At 59.8% G+C, this 17,850-nt stretch carries 20 protein-coding genes and 1 pseudogene; 15 read left to right on the top strand and 6 right to left on the bottom strand.

The features are described 5' to 3' along the window. From trbF to IC50_RS43960, 9 genes are all read left to right on the top strand, one after another. Nucleotides 1-690 (top strand): conjugal transfer protein TrbF, encoded by a 690-nt coding sequence (trbF, locus tag IC50_RS34565; RefSeq protein ID WP_011090989.1) that lies wholly within the window; start codon nt 1-3, stop codon nt 688-690. After that, a complete protein-coding gene (gene trbG, locus IC50_RS34560) occupies nt 687-1,766 on the top strand; it encodes a P-type conjugative transfer protein TrbG (RefSeq protein ID WP_035715779.1) in 1,080 nt (359 codons plus the stop codon). Before trbF ends, trbG begins: the two co-directional genes overlap by 4 nt. Beyond that, on the top strand, nt 1,757-2,959 hold the full coding sequence (locus tag IC50_RS34555) for a TrbI/VirB10 family protein (RefSeq protein WP_011090987.1): 1,203 nt from the start codon (nt 1,757-1,759) through the stop codon (nt 2,957-2,959). The genes trbG and IC50_RS34555 overlap by 10 nt, the downstream gene beginning before the upstream one ends. Continuing rightward, entirely contained in the window at nt 2,956-3,180 is a 225-nt protein-coding gene (locus IC50_RS34550) for a DUF2274 domain-containing protein (RefSeq protein ID WP_011090986.1), read from the top strand. Before IC50_RS34555 ends, IC50_RS34550 begins: the two co-directional genes overlap by 4 nt. 122 nt (nt 3,181-3,302) lie before the next feature. Further along, nucleotides 3,303-4,244, top strand: a complete 942-nt coding sequence (locus IC50_RS34545) for an alpha/beta fold hydrolase (RefSeq protein WP_011090985.1) — start codon at nt 3,303-3,305, stop codon at nt 4,242-4,244. Between the two features lie 8 nt (nt 4,245-4,252). Next, nucleotides 4,253-4,849, top strand: a complete 597-nt coding sequence (locus IC50_RS40690; protein ID WP_161170741.1) for a ribbon-helix-helix domain-containing protein — start codon at nt 4,253-4,255, stop codon at nt 4,847-4,849. Nucleotides 4,850-4,928: 79 nt separating this feature from the next. Continuing rightward, nucleotides 4,929-5,657 carry an MFS transporter gene (locus IC50_RS43475; protein ID WP_016848072.1) on the top strand — a complete coding sequence of 243 codons (729 nt, stop codon included), beginning with the start codon at nt 4,929-4,931 and terminating at the stop codon, nt 5,655-5,657. Beyond that, nucleotides 5,545-6,177, top strand: coding sequence for a hypothetical protein (locus IC50_RS43470; protein WP_223154147.1), 633 nt, complete (start codon nt 5,545-5,547; stop codon nt 6,175-6,177). The genes IC50_RS43475 and IC50_RS43470 overlap by 113 nt, the downstream gene beginning before the upstream one ends. A gap of 246 nt (nt 6,178-6,423) precedes the next feature. Next, nucleotides 6,424-6,519: a hypothetical protein gene (locus IC50_RS43960; RefSeq protein ID WP_301309069.1), complete on the top strand. Its 96-nt coding sequence runs from the start codon at nt 6,424-6,426 to the stop codon at nt 6,517-6,519. Here IC50_RS43960 and IC50_RS34535 read toward each other — a convergent pair. The 5 genes from IC50_RS34535 to IC50_RS34520 all read right to left on the bottom strand — a co-directional run bounded on the left by IC50_RS34535 (nt 6,483) and on the right by IC50_RS34520 (nt 11,652). After that, the gene (locus tag IC50_RS34535) at nt 6,483-7,604 is read right to left on the bottom strand and encodes a LysR substrate-binding domain-containing protein (RefSeq protein ID WP_011090981.1); all 1,122 of its coding nucleotides are present in this window, start codon (nt 7,602-7,604) and stop codon (nt 6,483-6,485) included. The two genes, IC50_RS43960 and IC50_RS34535, sit on opposite strands and share 37 nt — an antisense overlap. 683 nt (nt 7,605-8,287) lie before the next feature. Continuing rightward, complete coding sequence (locus tag IC50_RS41730) at nt 8,288-8,506, bottom strand: hypothetical protein (protein ID WP_125459388.1); 219 nt, start codon at nt 8,504-8,506, stop codon at nt 8,288-8,290. A 41-nt stretch (nt 8,507-8,547) separates the two neighbouring features. Continuing rightward, nucleotides 8,548-10,101 carry a phosphomannomutase/phosphoglucomutase gene (locus tag IC50_RS34530; RefSeq protein WP_050991189.1) on the bottom strand — a complete coding sequence of 518 codons (1,554 nt, stop codon included), beginning with the start codon at nt 10,099-10,101 and terminating at the stop codon, nt 8,548-8,550. A 196-nt stretch (nt 10,102-10,297) separates the two neighbouring features. Then, nucleotides 10,298-10,867: a helix-turn-helix transcriptional regulator gene (locus IC50_RS34525; protein WP_016848068.1), complete on the bottom strand. Its 570-nt coding sequence runs from the start codon at nt 10,865-10,867 to the stop codon at nt 10,298-10,300. Between the two features lie 359 nt (nt 10,868-11,226). Next, entirely contained in the window at nt 11,227-11,652 is a 426-nt protein-coding gene (locus tag IC50_RS34520) for a hypothetical protein (protein ID WP_223153798.1), read from the bottom strand. 483 nt (nt 11,653-12,135) lie between these two features. On the opposite strand from IC50_RS34520, the gene IC50_RS42185 reads away from it, so the two are divergent. From IC50_RS42185 to IC50_RS34500, 6 genes and pseudogenes are all read left to right on the top strand, one after another. Further along, nucleotides 12,136-12,486: a hypothetical protein gene (locus IC50_RS42185; protein ID WP_161170744.1), complete on the top strand. Its 351-nt coding sequence runs from the start codon at nt 12,136-12,138 to the stop codon at nt 12,484-12,486. A 21-nt stretch (nt 12,487-12,507) separates the two neighbouring features. After that, on the top strand, nt 12,508-12,642 hold the full coding sequence (locus tag IC50_RS43835; RefSeq protein ID WP_016847164.1) for a hypothetical protein: 135 nt from the start codon (nt 12,508-12,510) through the stop codon (nt 12,640-12,642). Nucleotides 12,643-12,933: 291 nt separating this feature from the next. Then, a complete protein-coding gene (locus IC50_RS43465; RefSeq protein ID WP_016847165.1) occupies nt 12,934-13,164 on the top strand; it encodes a hypothetical protein in 231 nt (76 codons plus the stop codon). Nucleotides 13,165-13,926: 762 nt separating this feature from the next. Further along, nucleotides 13,927-14,208 (top strand): hypothetical protein, encoded by a 282-nt coding sequence (locus tag IC50_RS34505; RefSeq protein WP_011090974.1) that lies wholly within the window; start codon nt 13,927-13,929, stop codon nt 14,206-14,208. 181 nt (nt 14,209-14,389) lie between these two features. Continuing rightward, nucleotides 14,390-14,579 (top strand): annotated as a pseudogene (locus tag IC50_RS43460) (hypothetical protein). After that, the gene (locus tag IC50_RS34500; protein ID WP_011090973.1) at nt 14,576-14,770 is read left to right on the top strand and encodes a hypothetical protein; all 195 of its coding nucleotides are present in this window, start codon (nt 14,576-14,578) and stop codon (nt 14,768-14,770) included. The pseudogene IC50_RS43460 and the gene IC50_RS34500 overlap by 4 nt, the downstream one beginning before the upstream one ends. Before the next feature lie 1,199 nt (nt 14,771-15,969). Here the strand turns inward: IC50_RS34500 and IC50_RS34490 are convergent. Next, complete coding sequence (locus tag IC50_RS34490) at nt 15,970-16,206, bottom strand: hypothetical protein (protein WP_011090972.1); 237 nt, start codon at nt 16,204-16,206, stop codon at nt 15,970-15,972. Nucleotides 16,207-17,850: the final 1,644 nt, after the last annotated feature.

Here is a 17,850-nt window from a genome sequence, read left to right as displayed (position 1 = left end):
ATGTCAGTCTTCCGGCGATCGTCGGTTCGTTACGGCCGCACGCCCGAACCAGAAACCCCCTACCAGCGCGCAGCGCAAGTTTGGGATGAGCGCATTGGATCCGCCCGGGTGCAGGCCAGGAACTGGCGGCTGATGGCCTTCGGTTCGCTGATGCTGTCCTGCGGCCTTGCCGGTGGACTCGTCTGGCAATCCACGCACGGCACTGTCGTTCCCTGGGTGGTGCAGGTCGACAAGCTCGGCGAAGCGCAAGTCATGGCGCCCGCTACCGCCGACTACAGGCCGAACGACCCACAGATCGCCTGGTATCTCGCCCACTTCATTCAGATCGTTCGCTCGCTTCCGGCCGACCCGATCATCGTGCGGCACAACTGGCTGCAGGCCTATGATTTCACAACCACGGCGGGCGCGGCGGCGCTGAACGACTACGCCCGCGCCAACGACCCCTTCGCCAATCTCGGCAAGCAGCAGGTCGCGATCGACGTCTCCAGCGTCATCCGCGCCTCGCCCGACAGTTTTCGCGTGGCCTGGGTTGAGCACCGCTTTCAGGACGGGGCGCTCGCCGGCACCACGCGTTGGACCGCGATCCTCACCATCGCGATTCAGCCGCCCACCGACGCCGATCGGCTGCGCAAGAATCCACTCGGCATCTACGTCAACGCCATCAACTGGTCAAAGGAGCTGGGACAATGACCCCGCCGATTTTCGCAAAAGCCGGCGGTCCGGCTTCGCGTTTTTCCATCGTTCATCAAAACCGGAAGGACGGCGATACGTCTTTCCGTAAATCCGCTTTGACGGCTTTGCTGATATCCGTCTCAGCCCTTGGCGGCTGCGCGCACAATTTCATCCCACCCGACATCAGCTACGACACTGCGGAGCCTGCGACGCTCACCGTCGACCCGGCGCCGCCCGTCAAAATCGTGGAGTTGCCCCAGCCGCTGCCACTGCCCGGGCAGTTGAAGCCGCTCGCCGCCCGCAAACGCGTCCCGGAAGCCGCCGATCCAAAGGTTCGCGTCAAACAGGCCAACGCCGCGGCACGGGTGCAGCCGGTCCGCAATGGTTTCATCAACGCAGTACAGGTCTATCCGTTCTCCGGCGGAGCCCTCTACCAGGTCTACACGGCGCCCGGCCAGATCACAGATGTCGCCCTCCAGGAGGGTGAGCAACTCGTCGGCTCCGGTCCGGTTGCCGCCGGTGACACTGTGCGCTGGATCATCGGCGATACCGAGAGCGGCGCGGGCGCGACCAAGAAGATTCATATCCTCGTCAAGCCGACGCGGCCGGATTTGGTCACCAATCTCGTGATCAACACCGATCGGCGGACCTATCTCCTCGAGCTGTGCTCGACGGAAAAGACCTATATGGCCTCGGTCTCCTGGCAGTATCCCGAGGACCAGCTGATTGCGCTTCGGCGGCAGAATGCGGCCGCTGAAACTGCGGCGCCAATTGCGGCTGGCGTCGATCTCGCCTCGATCAACTTCCGCTACTCTATTGAGGGCGACGACCCGGCCTGGCGTCCGCTGCGCGCCTTTGATGACGGCAACAAGGTCTACATCGAGTTCCCAAGCGGTATCGCCCAGGGTGAAATGCCGCCGCTGTTCGTGATAGGTCCAGCCGGCGGCTCCGAACTGGTGAACTACCGAGCAAACCGTAACTACTACATCGTCGACCGCTTGTTCGCCGCCGCCGAATTGCGTCTTGGCGACAAGGATAGTGAGCGGCGCGTGCGCATCGTCCGCACCGACGGAAGGCCGCGCGCATGGCGATAGACAGCGAAGACGAACGTCAGGGCGACATTCCGCCCGTCGCGCCGCCGGACCTGCGGCTCCGAGGCGAGCGGCCCCGTGTCACACGGCTCTCGCGCAAGGTCCTTGTCGGCCTCGGCGCGCTGTCTGCCCTCGCGGTCGCGGGCGCGCTCGGCTACGCGCTCCAGACCGGCAACAAGGCGCAGAGCGGCCAAGAACTGCTCAGCACCCAGAACCGGCCTTCGGCCGAGGGTCTGGCCGGGTTGCCGAAAGACTATACCGGCCTGCCGCGTCAAGCACCGCCGCTCGGGCCGCCGCTGCCCGGCGATCTCGGCAAGCCGATCCTCAACACCGGCGCTGCACCGAACACGATGGCGGCGACGTCAGATCCCGAGACGCAGCGCAGGGGCCAGGAAATCGAGGCGGCGCGGGTCAGCCGCCTCTTTGCCCAAACTGCTCAGCAACCGCAGAGCGTCGGCCAACTCATCCCGAATGCCTCCGCTGGCGCCACGGCCACTCCGGCCGCGACACCGCCCGTCGATGCCGGATCTGCCCAGAACATGCAGGACCGCAAGACGGCCTTCCTCACTGCTCCGACAGACAAGCGCACGGTCAGTCCGGAACGGCTCGAAGCCAAGGCCTCACCTTACGTCGTGCAGGCGGGCACCGTGATTCCGGCTGCGCTCATCACGGGCATTCGTTCCGATCTGCCCGGCCAAGTCACCGCACAGGTGACCGAGGCGGTCTGGGACAGTCCGTCTGGCAAATATCTTCTGATCCCGCAGGGTGCCAAACTGATAGGTCAGTACGATAGCTCCGTCGCGTTCGGCCAGTCCCGCATCCTCCTGGTCTGGACCCGCATCATCATGCCGGATGGCAACTCGATCGTGCTAGAGCGCCAGCCCGGCGCCGACACCGGTGGTTATGCCGGTCTCGAGGATGAGGTCGACAACCACTGGGGCATGCTGTTCAAGGCTGCCGTCCTCTCGACCATGCTCAGCGTCGGAGGCGAGGCGGGCACGAGCCAGAATGAGAACAACCTCGTTCAAGCGATCCGTAGCGGCGCGTCCAACAGCATCAGCCAGACCGGCCAGCAGATCGTGCAGCGCCAGCTCAACATCCAGCCGACGCTGACCATCCGGCCAGGTTTCCCGGTGCGGGTCATCGTTACGCGGGATTTGGTGTTGGCTCCCTACCGCCAGGAGGCAAGCCGATGAGCAAGCTGAAGCTCGGAACCATCCTCGACGATAAGCCGGTGAAGATCGCCGTCGAGTTGCCGGCTGCCGTCCATCGCAATCTCCTCGCCTATGCCGAGGCGATCGCGCGCGAGAGCGGACAGCCGGCACCCGATCCCGCCAAGCTCATCGCTCCGATGATCCAAAGATTCATGGCAACAGACAAGGGGTTTTCAAAGGTGAAACGCGCGGCAACAAATTGATAAGGGGACGATCGTTCAGCGTTGCCTTGCAGAAACGGCCGGGACGAAAGCCCATCAAGTCAAATCCGGTCATAGACCAGCATTTTGCTCACGTAGACGCGTTCAGGTGAACAGGAAGTCAGATGCCATATATCGATGCCACGGGTGTGAAGCTTTATTTTGAGGAAGCCGGGGAAGGTCATCCGATCATTTTCCTGCACGAGTTCGGCTCAGATAGCCGCGGATGGAAAACCCAGGTTCGCTACTTTTCTCGTGCCTATCGCTGCATCACTTTCAACGCTCGCGGATATGCCCCCAGCGACGTTCCTGACGATCCGACGCTATATGGCTGGGAGCTCGCTGTGAACGACATCGCCGCCGTCATGCGTGGCCTCGCTGTCGAACACGCACACCTGGTCGGATTGAGCATGTGCGGATATGCCGCCTTGCAGTTCGGATTACGCTATCCGAAGAGAGCCAGCGCGATTGTCGCGGCCGGTGTGGGATCCGGATCGGCTCCTTCCCAGCAGGACGCCTGGTCGAGAGAAACCTCCATTCTCGCGCGGGCTTTCATCGAGCGCGGGATGGACGCGATGGCCCGGAGAATGGCGCATGGTCAGACTCGTATTCAACTCAAATACAAGGACACACGGAGCTGGGAAGAGTTCCAGGAACGCCTGCGTCACCACTCACCGCTAGGTATGTCGAATACGATGGCGCGCTGTCAGGGGGTGCGACCGCCATTGCATGATCTGGCCGATCAGTTCTCAACGATGCGAACACCGGTATTGCTGGCCCTGGGCGATGAAGACGCGCCCTGCCTTGAGACTAACCTGATGCTGAAAGCAGTGCTTCCCAACGCCGGTCTTTGGATCTGTCCCAACACCGGCCACACCATCAATCTGGAAGAGCCGACAGCATTCAATGCTCAGCTCGACAGCTTTCTAGCCGCCGTCGAGCGTGGGAGCTGGCGCCGCGGGCATCCGGAAATTGAGGCTGAATCCGATCTGAAACTTGAGATGACGTGCGATACACGCACGAAGGCAGTGGCCCGTTACTGCAACACTCCAGGCGCTTCACAGTGAGTCCTCTCATGAAATCCCGGACCGGCGTTCATCTCAGCGAATCCATGTCAACGCGGTTGACCGCCGCGGCTACACGCACGGGAGTCACAAAGTCAGAACTTATTGAAGCCGCGCTCGATAGCTTTCTCGAATCCGATAACGCTGCTGAACATTTCGCGATCGTGGCAGGCCGCCTCACTGAGTTGAACGATCAGATCGGGCGTCTCGGTGCCGATCTCAAGATGGTGAATGAGGCCGTCGCCCTTCACGCGCGCTTTCACTTGGCTGTTACGCCCTCGTTATCGGCGGCAGAGCAGCATATGGCGACTGTGGTGGGCTCAGAACGCTTCGATGAGTTCGCTGCGCAAGTAGGACGTCGTGTTGAGCGGGGGACATCCCTCCTCCGGGAGACGATGAACCGGCGCCTCGTGACGAATAAGAACCGCTGGGCGAGCCACCTTGCGGCAAGCGCGGATCGCCGCACGAATTGCAGGTCTTCAGAACCAGACCGTCGTCTGTCCGACACGGTTGATGGCGGGTCAGAGCCGAATGCTGCCGTGCGGGAGGGCGGCAGCATTCGAACCTTTCCAGACCGGACCAACATCCCGCTACAGCGAGAGATCTAACGGCGCTGAAACCACGCCTTATTCGCGGCCGCCTAGCCCAAGCCGCACCTACGTGCCGCGACGATCAGTTGCAGACGTGATGGGTGTCTCCGCACTTGTCATGCGGGTGTTTCTACCTTTTGCTGTCGGTTATTACCTCTCGTACCTCTTCAGGACAATCAACGCTTTGATCGCCGCTCCCCTGACATCGGAATTGGGGCTCGACGCTGGTGATCTTGGCTTGCTGACTTCGGTCTATTTTCTCACCTTCGCGGTAGCGCAGATACCCGTCGGCATCCTTCTGGATCGATATGGTCCGCGGCTGATCCAGAGCGTGCTGCTGGTTGCTGCTGCGGTCGGCGCCGCATTGTTTGCTACGTCAGACAATTTGCTCATGCTGCTTCTAGGCCGGGCGCTACTCGGTCTCGGCGTCGCCGCGAGCCTGACCGCCGGATTGAAAGCCCTCGTTCTCTGGTTTCCGAAGGACCGTCTTCCGTTTCTCAACGGCCTGATGGTCATGCTCGGTGCATTGGGAGCAGTCACCACGACCTCACCGGCGCAGTGGTTGCTGGCTTGGGTTGGGTGGAGGACCCTCTTCGCATTGTTAGCTGTCTTCACGGCCGGCTGTTCGGCGATGATCTATCTCGATGATCTATCTCTTGGTGCCGGAGAGTGCATCGGCAACGCCGGTCCTGCGTGGAACAGCCGTGGCCAGCTTGAAGAAGATTTATACCGATCCGCATTTCTGGCGTCTGGCGCCGCTATCAGCGACTTCCGTCGGCACCGCCTGGGCGCTGCAGGGACTTTGGGCAGCGCAGTGGTTCACTGACGTCGAGGGACTTGATCGCGCTGCTTTGGTGCAACATTTGCTTGTCATGACCGTCGCGCTCAGCCTGGGTGCGCTCCTGCTAGGCGTTCTGGCTGATCGGCTGCGTCGCTATGGCATTGGAACAGAGGCGCTCCTCGCGGTCGTCGGCCTTATGTTCATTGCCGTGCAATTCGCGATTATCCTGCGATGGCCGTTGTCATCATACGTCCTGTGGGCCGCTGTGGCCGCCGTCGGCGCAGCTACGGTGCTTAGCTATGCGATCCTGGCTAGTTATTTCCCGAAAGAGCTTGCCGGACGGGCCAATGCTGCGCTGAACGTGTTCCATATCGGTGGAGCGTTTGTCCTGCAATATGCCACTGGCGTCGTCCTTGAACATTGGACGCCTCAGGCGGGGCATTATCCGGAGATCGCGTACCAGATAGCCTTTTTCCTCAATCTTGTCCTTCAGATCATCGCATGGGTCTGGTTCGCTTTCCCGTGGGTGCTTCGGCCGTCGACGAGCGCTAGGTTCAGCGATTAGGGGCGCGAGTCGGCGGCAGCCAAGGTTCAGCCTGCCGGGACTGTGAGCGATCACAGCAAGCACCGGCGAATGTTCGACACCGCGACGCACCTCGTCCAGGAAATGCCGCCCCCCAGGGGTGATCGTGACACCCCGATGCCGATGCTCGAACAGATGCTGCAGTCTTCAGGGATCTCAAAGCTATGCCGATTCTGACGCGTAGCGGCGGCGCGACGACGCCGACCAAGGCTGCCAAGTTGATCGCCAATGGTTGGGCGCTTTATCGCAACCGACCGCGCCTTTGCGAAGGCCCGACGAAATGCTGTTCAGCTCGCATCTGGGGCAGCGGAAATATCAGGATAGCGCTCCCGAAGCAGGTCGAGCAACGGACGCAGCGATGGATTAGCGTTGTCCTGCCGCCAATAAGCGCGCAAGCTCAGCCGCGTCGGCCCCTCGGCATCATGCACCTCGCGGAAGGTGACACCCGGATAGACTGCGCCCGTCGCACTTTCCAATACCAGTAGAATGCCCCAGTCCACGCCGACCAAGGAGAGAAGACGGTCGAGCACCACATCATGGCGAACCAGCGGGCAAGGATCGGAAGACCCCAATTTGCTGTCAAGGAGCTTCAGGAATTCCGGTCCCGGGCCTCGCTGCGACATCAAAAGCGATTCGTGCCTCAGTTCGCCCCAGTGAATTACGTCACGACCTGTCAGCGGATGGTTCGCGGGGAGGGCGGCAACGACACGCTCGCTCCAGAGCAACAATGACCTGTCGCTCCACCTTGGACTGAGGCCGGCCACAAAGGCGACGTCAATCGCGGAGCTGGCGAGATCCGAAATCAGATGGTCGCTCGCTCCGTCAACCAGTTGTCTGTCGACATCGGGGAAGCGGTGCCGGTGCTCGATGAGAGTGGCCCGGAGATTGCCGGCTGACAGGGAAGTGTGGATGCCGATGGTCAATCGGCCGCTCTCACCACGCGAGCGGTTCTTGCCACGAACCGTGATTGCTTCCGTCTCATCAACGAAACGCCGGGCAGCTTCGAGGAATTCCTGCCCTTCAACGGTAGGTCGTGTGCCGCCATTGGTACGCTTAAACAGAGTGACGCCCAACCTGTATTCGAGATTGCGCAGGCCGCGACTAAGAGTGGGTTGCTTGATTCTGAGCGCCTCTGCCGCTTGGCGGAGGCTTCGGTGCTTGGACGCGACGATCGCCCAGCGCAGGTCTCGAAATTCCACAGGCACGGTCGAAACCCTAGGGTAAGTTGCCGGTGACCAATTGACCAATTTTTGTCTTGAATGGCGCACGCCATTTGCTTGCGCTGCTTCTGGATCTTCCAATTTGGCAAGCGCAAAAATGGGCGAGGCTGGAGCCAAAAAAGTTTGGCAAGTTTGCCTTTCATTTGCTTGCGCTGCTTCAACCCGCCAATTCGGCCTCGAAAGGGCCATCAAAAGACATCCGCCCTCCGGGCCGGTTAAGACCCTGCCGCCATTTGCTCGGTACCTAGGCTCGCTGGAGGCACGAGAAGCGCAAGCTCTTCTAACTTCATGTTTCGGGTAAACTGCTATGATTCCAAATGACAGTGAACCAATCGCCAACCCAACCCGATCATGAAAAAGCCTCCCGAACGACCCGAGAAGCAGTCTTTTCGATTGAAATGGGTAGAACGGGGAAAATCCGTTTTTGTGACCGAGCGTGTGATCCTACACGAGGTAATTTTGCGACAGGGCAACAGAAACCGACTGAGCTTCAGGTCAGCTTGGTTGTCCGCCTAAATGCTGTCCGCCAACGGCGCGCAACTGAGGATCGAAGTCGACAGGTTTTTGACGACAGTTCAGGCGGCCTGAGCGAACTAGAAGTATAACTGAATCATCGGGATGAAAGCCTCCCACCTATCCAAGTTAAGGCCTAGCTGCCCGCCTTGCCTTTCTTCTAATCCGCAATTCCTTTTCTGCTACCGATTTTCGGGGTAACTCAATCTTACCCAACTTCAGCGTGAAAGGGCGCTTGAGACCAAAAAATGGCGATTAGCCTTTCAGTACTACGGCCCCTGGAAGAGGAGGGGCGCGCGGATTACGGGTCGAAGAGCCCAGGAGGGATTAATGCCAAGGACGCACGCCGTTTTTCGCGGCTATTCGATGAATCTTGCCCGAAACGCTCTCATCTGCTCCACCCTTCTGGCGCGAACGGTTGGATACAGCGACTGGGGCGGTGTCATCCCCGCTAGGGATTGTCCCGGAAGCATGACGCTGGCAGCAATTACAAGCGCGCCAGAACCATAGACGAGATAGTTGTTGGAGGAGTTTGAACTGAGCGTGGTCGTGCCTGAAGAAACAAGATTGGTTGTCACGGCTTGCTCCAAATAGATTACGGAAACTTGGACGAGCTTAATTAGTCAAATTCGGTATCGGTCCTCGCCTGCCGGATCGGCCCAGCAAGGCCACCTTGGATCCTCTGATTGTATTCCCCAACCGCGGCATGCGTGCGCAGCACGCTGTTCACCATCTCGAACATGTCGTGCATGCGCTGCTCGGAGACCGGGCTCTCGACCACGACGACGAGCTCGGGCTTGTTCGAGGACGCGCGCACCAGGCCCCAGCTGCCGTCCTCGACCGTGACGCGTCCGCCGTTGACGGTGACGAGATCGCGGATCGCCTGGCCGCCGATCCTGGCGCCCTTGGCCTGCAAGCCTTCAAAATGCTTCACCACCTGGTCGATGACGCCGTACTTGGTCTCGTCGGCGCAATGCGGCGACATGGTCGGCGACGACCAGGTTTTCGGCAGCGCGTTCTTCAAATCGGCCATCGACTTGCCCGGCGCGCGGTCGAGCATGTCGCAGATCGCGAGCGCCGACACCAGGCCGTCGTCATAGCCGCGCCCATACGGCTTGTTGAAGAAGAAGTGGCCGGACTTCTCGAAGCCCGCGAGCGCACCCGTCTCGTGGGTGCGGCGCTTCATGTAGGAATGGCCGGTCTTCCAATAAGCGACCTTGGCGCCCTGCTTCTGCAGCACGGGATCGGTGACGAACAGGCCGGTCGACTTCACGTCGACGATGAACTGCGCGTCCTTGTGGATCGCCGACATGTCGCGGGCGAGCATCACGCCGACCTTGTCGGCGAAGATTTCCTCGCCGGTGTTGTCGACGACGCCGCAGCGATCGCCGTCACCGTCGAAGCCGAGACCGACATCGGCCTTGTGATGCAGCACCGCATCGCGGATCGCGTGCAGCATCTCCATGTCTTCCGGATTCGGATTGTATTTCGGGAAGGTGTGGTCGAGCTCGTTGTCGAGCGGAATCACCTCCCAGCCGATCGCCTCCAGCACCTGCGGCGCGAACGCGCCGGCCGTGCCATTGCCGCGGGCCGCGACGACCTTGAGCTTGCGGGTCAGCTTCGGACGGCTGGTGAGGTCGGCGATGTAGCGCGCCGGATAGTTCTCGTGGAACTGGTAGGAGCCGCCGGCCTTGTTCTTGAATTCGGCGTTGAGCACGATTTCCTTCAGCCGCGTCATCTCGTCGGGGACGAAGGTCAGCGGGCGGTTGGCGCCCATCTTCACGCCGGTCCAGCCATTGTCGTTGTGCGAGGCCGTGACCATGGCGCAGCAGGGCACGTCGAGGTCGAACTGCGCGAAATAGGCCATCGGCGTCACCGCGAGCCCGATGTCGTGCACCTTGCAGCCCGCAGCCATCAGGCCGGAAATCAGCGCATATTTGATCGAGGCCGAATAGCCGCGGAAATCATGGCCGGTGACGATCTCCTGCTTGACGCCGAGCTCCGCAATCAGCGCGCCCAGCCCCATGCCGAGCGCCTGGATCCCCATCAGGTTGATTTCCTTCTGGAACAACCAGCGCGCGTCGTATTCGCGAAAACCCGTGGCCTTCACCATCGGCTCGGATTCGAAGGCATAGGTGTTGGGCAACAAGACGGATTTCGGCTTGGGGAACATTGAGACAATCTCAGAAATGCGAGGAATTGACCGCCGCCATAGCGAATGCCCAGGCCGAGGTATCGCGGGCATCACACAATGGACAAGGTAGGCTTGTTGGCTAAGTCTTGGTCAGCTTTCCGTCATCGAAAACCAGGAAACGTTGACCTGCACAGCGAGAAGAATGCAGCCGGCCGGCCAGTTTGGATGGGCGGGGTTATAGAAGCCGGGACAATAGCGAGACTAGCTCAGCTTGCCGCCTGGTCCCGGTTCGCAAAAAGACAGCTTTCAGATGGTTTCGCGCTGTCCCCGACGAAATGTTCATATAAAATGCAATTTCTTCCAGCGACTTTCCCTCCACCAGCAGCGATGCGAGACGAGCCTGCGCGGGAGTCAATCCAAAGATCTCCATGACAGAGCTCTGCGAGACGCGAGGTATTTCATTCAGATCAGTCAGGATCAGAAGGGCGCCCATGTCCGGGAGGAGGGGATCGCCTGCACTTTCCCAGTCCTGAACGATGGCATCAATGACAATCGGCCGGCGCTGACTCCGGGTGACAACTGTTTGCAAGGTGCTACGGCCCGGTTTGCCAGACAAAAAGCGGACCTGAGTGATCAGTCGGTCCAGCCTCAGTCGTGACTGAGCATCCGCTGCAAACAGACGCCGTCCCTTCACCGATAGATCGTCATCGAAAAGCTTCGACGCGTTGTCGTTGACAGCCGCCACGAAGCCATTCTGATCGATCAAAATCGCAGGCCGGCCCAATAGATCAAGCGTACCAATCATACTGGGCCGTTCCCCACGAGCGATGCGCAATTCACTCGGGCAAAACAAAGCTCCTTTCGGACCTGCCCCCGTTCTCTCGTCACCCTCAAGCATAGCAACAGTTCAAAAAATGGTTCGCATAACTAATGCTGAAAACGCCATCGTCCCATGTCTCAACTTATAGCTGCGTGCGTCAAAGTGGACAGTCCCATTTGAGATATGTTTCGCACTAATTTCTAGAGTTTCAGACTGAGTCCGTAGGCTACGGACCTTTCGGGCGCGCGATGAATAAGCGCTCGCTGCGTTTGCCCGTTCGAATTCAGCGCTTCTTCGCCGGCATTCGAGCTGCGCGATCGATGCAAAAGTGAAAATCTAACTAGTCATAGGAAGAAGCCGCTGATCTTCGCAGTCCTGCCTGCACAAATCCGGCGAACTTTCCCATTTTTGTGCTGAATTTGATCACGGCAGGCTCTCTTGAACGCGCCTCCTGATTTTGCCTCGCGCCGCGAACCCTCTAACGCAGAGCGGGCTTCACCCTGAGTGGCTCCGGGCTCTGGTACGCCACTGCTTTCGATCTCCCTAGGAGGCGTAGATGCCTTTGGGAACTTGAAAACCAAGGGAAAAATAGCCGAGACTAGCGCGTCGAGAGCACATCGCTCCTCGGACAGACGTCTTTCGACATACTGGCGGTCAAGCCCCGCGACCTCTGTTTCAAGCAAACGGCGATAGCGGTGGATGCGGTTACGGTGGGTTCGCATGGCGGCGAGCGTTTCGCTGATCATCGGCAGAATCTCATTCGAAATCAAATCCTCTCCTCCTTAACCGCGTGCCTGCGGTGGAGCATAGCTGACTCCGCGGAGCGCTGTGATTTGATGTCCTTTCTCTAGGGACAGCCCTGAAGGGTCAATTGGGTTCGTAACGCGCCGCTTCTGTACGTAACGTACAATGAATCCAGCGGGCGCCGTCCGGACAGTGAATATGGCAAGCCAGATGTTGCGCCCTGTTCTGCCGAAAGCAAGACATTCTGAGGGGCGCGCAAAGCCCGATCGCTAGCTGAGAGCTGTTCGTTTGCCCGAGGCACTCACGGGCCCTGCTCGTCATCGTCGCCGCTAGCCGATGAAGCTGAAGCCGACCTTGCTGACCTGTACGACGAGCGCGGCGACCTCAAGCCCATAGACGCTTGGCCGGAAATTTGGCGGCAAGGCCTCGTTGCCGGTGTCGAGATCGACGCGCTATACGAAGGGGCGGGCGAGGAGCGTAGGCAAGTCGGTCACGTCAAGAAGATCAGGTTGAGTGATCGACTGCGCCGCCTGGAGCTGATCGGCAAGCATGTTCGCGTCAATGCGTTCCAGGAGCGGGTTGAGTTTAGCCTGTTGGAAGGACTGGGAGAGCGCATCGATCGCGCCAAGGCTCGCGCAGCATCTCTTCCAGCGCTTCCGGCTCCGCCGATCGTGAAGGTCGCGTCTGCTCCTCTCCCTTCGCGTGTAGAGCAGCCAGCGCCAGCCGCACCACCTGCGCCGCCGTCACCACCACCGCCGCTGCCGAAGCCGGCTTACAAGCCGATCATGCCCGCGCCTGAACCCGCAGCACCGTGGCCGTCGTTCGGCGGCTTCGCTGCGACCGACTACGATCCCACCTAGCAAAAAACGAAATGCTCCATCATGGCAACAATCGCTGCCAACATCGCCACCATCCAAGCCCAAGCCGCCGTTCTCGACACGCTAATTGGGCAATTTGCCGCCGCCAAAGCGTTGATCGACGCGGCCGAACTCGACATTCGCAGTCAGCAAGCCTAAGCGTGGACTTGCACAGGTTTCGCTGCGCTGTCTGCAATCACGCACTTACGACATTCGCAGCGCATGAAGATTCCATGCATTCCAATGGCCGGTGGCTTCAAGGCGATTTGCGCCCACCGAAGTAAGCCGCGCTGCAAGTCGTGACCGAAGGCGAGACGCCGCGGCTGCCGGAAGGTTTCAGGGTCGAGCTCGACAAGGACGGTTGGCGGCACTGATTCGCGCGAAGCGCCGATGGCCTCAATGCATCTGCCGCTCTGACTGATCTTCACTAATCCGCCAGCCGCGTAGGGCATGACCATGTCCGATGACTGGACCAAACGAGCGACGAACATCCTTCGAGAACTTCATGCTGCCGAGACGGAGCTAATCGGCAGGGGGGCTATCCTGACCGACGGTAAGGCGGGGACGGTTGATCACGTCTTCCTTGACGAGGTGCACGGGCTCCGGATCTCGATCGGTGGCCACGACGGCAAGTGGCCGATTTCGACTCTGAAGCTTCTAGACTCCGGTTTCGCCAGATAGCGCAGGCGGTGTCAGCCCGTGGCAATGACCGATCAAGGCTGGGGCGCCCGTTCGAGGATGATCCGATCGAGGTAGACGGGCGCAAGCTGGGGGGTGGCATCATGTGGGCCTTGCACCTCGGAGGGCCGACACCAGATGGCGGGCCACTGCGCAAGAAGGGCAAACCGTGCAGGGTGATCCGATGAGCCAAATAAACCAGACCGGCCGTAGGATTATCTACGTCATGATGGTGGTCGTGGTGCTGGTGGTCATCTGGCAGATTCTCACGCCGCTTTGAGAAGGCCCGCCAGATAGCTTGTCCGCCCGGTCACCGTCCGCGGTGATCACTCGGTGACCGGGCGCCCAGCGCGGTGCGCGGCAGCGAGGCGGAGCCTGGCCGAGTAAGCCAGTCACAGTTTACCTGGAGTGGCAGCCATGATGCAGAACGTTGTAGCCGGATGCGTCGCAGTGGCTTTGATTATCCTGGCCTTGATTGGCTTCGCCCAAACGCACCGTGAATGTTGGCACGGGCACGTGCTCCTAACCCATGAGCCCTGCGGATCCGTCAGCCCTTCAATATAGGAACAACCATTTTCCGCTGATCTGGGCGCGGGACCGAAGCCCCGCGCTCTCGTCGTTCACCGCCTCGGCCGGCGGGCGCAAAACCGCTGTCGATCGCAGTGAGCGCTTTTCCACACCCACGACGCGCAGTAGCTCGCGCGCGGTCCGAGCCACCAGTAATCGATAATTTGACTGTCGCCCGCGCAGCGGTTGGATCTCGGCATGCCTCACCCTGCCCGCCGCCACACGCCCACGCACGCCGAGGGTCGGCCAATCAAGATCACCTTTGGCGAGATGCGCGAGATGGGCTTGCGCGGCGTCCTCATGTATTGCCCCTGCGGCCGTCACGTTGCGCTCGGCACCGATCGCTGGCCCGACGATGTTCGGCTGTCAGATGTCGAGCCGCGCTTCGTCTGCACCGCCTGCGCCGGGCGCGGCGCAGACGTACGACCGGATTTCAACTGGAACGCAAAAGGGCCGATCGGCGACATGGGCTATCGGTAGCCACCTTAAAAACGGCCCCGGCCATGGGGGCTTTTGAAGTGTGGAGGCCGGGGCCGTTGGAGGTGACCTTGGCGGTAATGGGGTCGCCAGGTGGTGACGAGCATAGGAAAAACCGGCAATCAGTTCTGTCCACTTGTGCCCAAAGCGGTATAGTTCCTCATCGGGAACGGAACCGGTCGCAATGAAGGACATGCAGGCTCAGTTAGAAAAGCTCCGCACGGATGCTGCCGAGTGCGCCTTGATCCGCGATCTTGCTACTGAACCCAAGAAGCGAGATGTTCACAAGGCTGGCCGAGCATCTGACAGTTCTGGCCGACGAGGTTGAACGCGCCATTGCTGCCGCGAGACCTGAGCTGAAGCGGAAGGAATGACGGAACGAGGCTGGGGTCGGCGTTTCGAGGATCCGATCACGATCGGCGATCGCATACTGGTGACGCAGCTCGACGCCGGCGAGTACATCGCCGCGTCGCCGAAGAAAGAGCACGCCGCATCGGAATGGCAAGCCGCGATGAAGGTGGAGGCCCGAGTATGTTTGCCAGCATCGGGGTCATGCGGGCATTGAACCGCCACCACGTCCCGGAGTTTAACCCGAAGGGCAAAGAGCCTCACTGGGGCCGGCGCAAGCTGAAGAGGGACCAATAAGGCGCCGCCAACTGAGGCGGCCTTACTCTCTCACAGGATGCAAGTCGGACGGCTGTACGGCGAGCCGATAAGCAATCTCCCGGGAGCCGTCGAAGACCTCTAGGACGCGCTCACAGATCAGGCACTTGTAGTGCCCGGCGTTGCCCTTGCGGGATTCAAGTTCGATCCGGCGAGATCCCGCCGAACAATCAGGGCACGTCACGTCGCCTTTCTTCATGTGACAGTTATGATGCAGGCTACCGCAGGGGTCAAAGGTTAGTGTTTGCCCGACGGAACGCAGCTGGGACCAGTACGCCCCGAATGGGAAAAGCCGCAGCGTGGTTCCAGCCCCACTGCGGCATTCCCGGAATAACAAAAAAATTAGTGCTCAAATCGCGCCGGTGTTCCTTCAGTAGAACACCCCGTTCCGAAAATGGAGTCCGGACAACTACCGGACTTCGGTTTTCTACGTATTGTCACTTGGAGGGCCGACATGGCTGGGCATGGCAATTCCAGCCCCAATGCTCCCGGTTGCCGATCCAATTGCGGATTTGAGCGCCGGGAGTGCTAGGCCCACCAGCGTGAACCGGCGCCCACCGTAAATTTCCCAAGGTCAAAAAAAAGAACCGCCGACCTTGGTAACTAAGGCCATCAGCTGAGGCTGCTTACCTCTGCTCGTTCCTCGCACGGGAAGCCAGTCTATCCAGCTGGCCAGCCAAACCCACGAAACTTCGGGCGATGTTTTTCAGGGCGGCGGCGCGATCCTTGGAAATGCCGCTCACGCCAGAAAGTCTCTTGTAGTGGTTAGCCTGCTCGCGGCACTCAGCAATGTTGATCAATGGCTCAGCCTTCCTGTTGCCCGCGCGGGACGTGGGATCGCCTTTCCCCGCTGGCTTGCCTTCTACCATGTTAGGCCCTTAAATCAGGTTCGGACACTGGGTTAGATACGGACAGCGCCGGCTCGAGTTTTGAAAAGGAACACAACGGTGGGCGTCTATGTGAACACCGCCAAGCAGGTCGGCGACGTCGATCACATCAAGTCTTCGCGACGGTGGACGCCGCGGAACGATGGTTCGAGGAGAACGACCCGGAGGGCGTCGCCTTCGAATACGATGTGATCGAGTGATGTGGAGCGGATAATCAGCGCCACATCGTTGGTGGGTTCAAGGCCTTGCGACCCGCCGCTTTCAACGCGTCGGTTGAGAGCTGTCCATGTGCCGCAGCATCGAGCAGCTTCGAAGCAACGTACGCTCTGGCGCCCGTTTCGCTTACAGGAATATTTTCGCAAACTTCGTCGAGCACCGCCCTGAGCAGCGCAGTCATTTCAGCATCAAACACGCCGAACTCCCGAAATTGAGAGGATCCTGAACGCTGCACAAGCGGAATATATTCGCTTGGCAGCGTTCGCCGCGTATTCCGGTCTGGGCTCCGAAATCCCAGCGCCTACAAAATTGGCACCTGTACGTCAAAGTAATGTGACAGCTTCCTCGGCCACATCAACGGGCGTTTGCAGGGCCTCCCCAAAGGCCCTTACCAAGGAGGATAGAGCGCGACGAACAGCCCGAGGCCGGCAAGAAGTATTGCCCACGCGACGGCCTGACGATTGCGAAGCGAGCCACGGTTCATTTGCGAGCCTTCTTACGAGACTTTCGCGTAACCGAGGCCGCAGGATTTGACCCGTCGAACACAATGACGTCGAAGAGCGTCTTCGCGTCATCGGATAGGATCCCCAACCAACATCGCTTCTAATTCGGCGGCTGTCGTTGGGACAATCCCACCATTCGGCCGAACAGGCATAGTCGACACTTCATCTCAGAAAAAACCAAATAGCCTCCCATAGGCCCGGGCGACGGGCTCGGTGCCAGGCGTCGTGCGTCGCTCGCTGTCGGGGCGTCATCGCGGCCAGGCGCTCGGCGCGCTGTTTGGCATATCTCTGTTGCTGCCGAACCTTGCGGTTGAACCGCGTCGCGCCGGCAGGTGTTGAGGCGTCCCCGTACTGTGGCAGATGCCAAGCCTTTCCGATCCGAAACGACAGATACGCATGCCCCTTGACGACGTTGCGCTCGACGTTTGGTGGCAGTTTGCGAGGCATGGCCTACCTCTCCCAACCAACATCGGCGTCAACGCCGGTCGCGTGCTCTTCCCCGTGGTGAGGCAGAGCGTCGATCGCGCTCGAGTTCGCGAACGTCCCAAGCCAGTCGTCTCGTACCCGGAATGACCCGCGGCTTGGGCATGCTTCCCGCCGTCACGAGAAGGTCAAACGTGTTCGGGCTAACCGAGGCATATGCTGCGGAGGCCTCACGATCGATTAGGCGCGGCGGCAGAGTTGGCGGCAATGCAGCTTGACGTGCCACTACCGCTTCTCCCCATCCTCCATTTCGAGAGCGACTGCCCCAACTCGGAGATCGGCTGCTTTTAATGGCGGCATTCCGCCGCTTCGCGGCGCTGACGACAGAAAGAGCATTGCGGTCATCATGCCAATGATGTGCAAACAGGTGTGTAATATGAATGGCCCTCTGGGGCTATCTAGCTGATTTTATTGTATTATTTTCTTTAAATGGCGCTCCCTAGCGGAATGTAACCACAGGTAATGATGAGATTTCCTATTATATTTCAATATGTTAAAATCTTGCCGTTTCGACGTGTATCTACGCGGTGTATCTACTTTTTGGGTCGGTAGCCGACTCGGCTACCGAAACTAACGAGTCGATGAGGGGCGGTAGAGCGCAAACCCATAACTATACAACTTGTAACAAAACTTGATTTGACTTTTCGTATTGCGGTTGAGGTCCCGTTCTGCTATGTACCACTCATGGCGACGTTGCGCGATTCGAGGGCGCGCCCGTGACTGCCTGACGGACACCTTGTCCGTCATCGGCTCATAGCCGAGGTAATGCAGCCGCTCAGCGGCAACGCTAACCGAAAATTCCCACACCCATGACCACTTTAAATGCGTCTGCGGTTACCGCTGATCGCCTTGACGCGGCCCTCGACCTCAGAGCTGGCCCCGGTTGTTTGGAC

It is taken from the genome of Bradyrhizobium genomosp. I (2014) (assembly GCF_000261685.1).
Classification (GTDB): Bacteria; Pseudomonadota; Alphaproteobacteria; order Rhizobiales; family Xanthobacteraceae; genus Bradyrhizobium.
Note: the sequence above shows the minus strand (reverse complement) of the source record. Positions and strands in the feature narration are given on the sequence as shown.

Bases quoted from the DNA above. Each gene is read 5' to 3' on its own strand.
- trbF (WP_011090989.1), top strand. From the start codon at position 1: ATGTCAGTCTTCCGGCGATCGTCGGTTCGTTACGGCCGCACGCCCGAA.
- trbG (WP_035715779.1), top strand. From the start codon at position 687: ATGACCCCGCCGATTTTCGCAAAAGCCGGCGGTCCGGCTTCGCGTTTT.
- IC50_RS34555 (WP_011090987.1), top strand. From the start codon at position 1,757: ATGGCGATAGACAGCGAAGACGAACGTCAGGGCGACATTCCGCCCGTC.
- IC50_RS34550 (WP_011090986.1), top strand. From the start codon at position 2,956: ATGAGCAAGCTGAAGCTCGGAACCATCCTCGACGATAAGCCGGTGAAG.
- IC50_RS34545 (WP_011090985.1), top strand. From the start codon at position 3,303: ATGCCATATATCGATGCCACGGGTGTGAAGCTTTATTTTGAGGAAGCC.
- IC50_RS40690 (WP_161170741.1), top strand. From the start codon at position 4,253: ATGAAATCCCGGACCGGCGTTCATCTCAGCGAATCCATGTCAACGCGG.
- IC50_RS43475 (WP_016848072.1), top strand. From the start codon at position 4,929: ATGGGTGTCTCCGCACTTGTCATGCGGGTGTTTCTACCTTTTGCTGTC.
- IC50_RS43960 (WP_301309069.1), top strand. From the start codon at position 6,424: ATGGTTGGGCGCTTTATCGCAACCGACCGCGCCTTTGCGAAGGCCCGA.
- IC50_RS34535 (WP_011090981.1), bottom strand. From the start codon at position 7,604: ATGGCCCTTTCGAGGCCGAATTGGCGGGTTGAAGCAGCGCAAGCAAAT.
- IC50_RS34530 (WP_050991189.1), bottom strand. From the start codon at position 10,101: ATGTTCCCCAAGCCGAAATCCGTCTTGTTGCCCAACACCTATGCCTTC.
- IC50_RS34525 (WP_016848068.1), bottom strand. From the start codon at position 10,867: ATGATTGGTACGCTTGATCTATTGGGCCGGCCTGCGATTTTGATCGAT.
- IC50_RS43835 (WP_016847164.1), top strand. From the start codon at position 12,508: ATGGCAACAATCGCTGCCAACATCGCCACCATCCAAGCCCAAGCCGCC.
- IC50_RS43465 (WP_016847165.1), top strand. From the start codon at position 12,934: ATGACCATGTCCGATGACTGGACCAAACGAGCGACGAACATCCTTCGA.
- IC50_RS34505 (WP_011090974.1), top strand. From the start codon at position 13,927: ATGCCTCACCCTGCCCGCCGCCACACGCCCACGCACGCCGAGGGTCGG.
- IC50_RS34500 (WP_011090973.1), top strand. From the start codon at position 14,576: ATGACGGAACGAGGCTGGGGTCGGCGTTTCGAGGATCCGATCACGATC.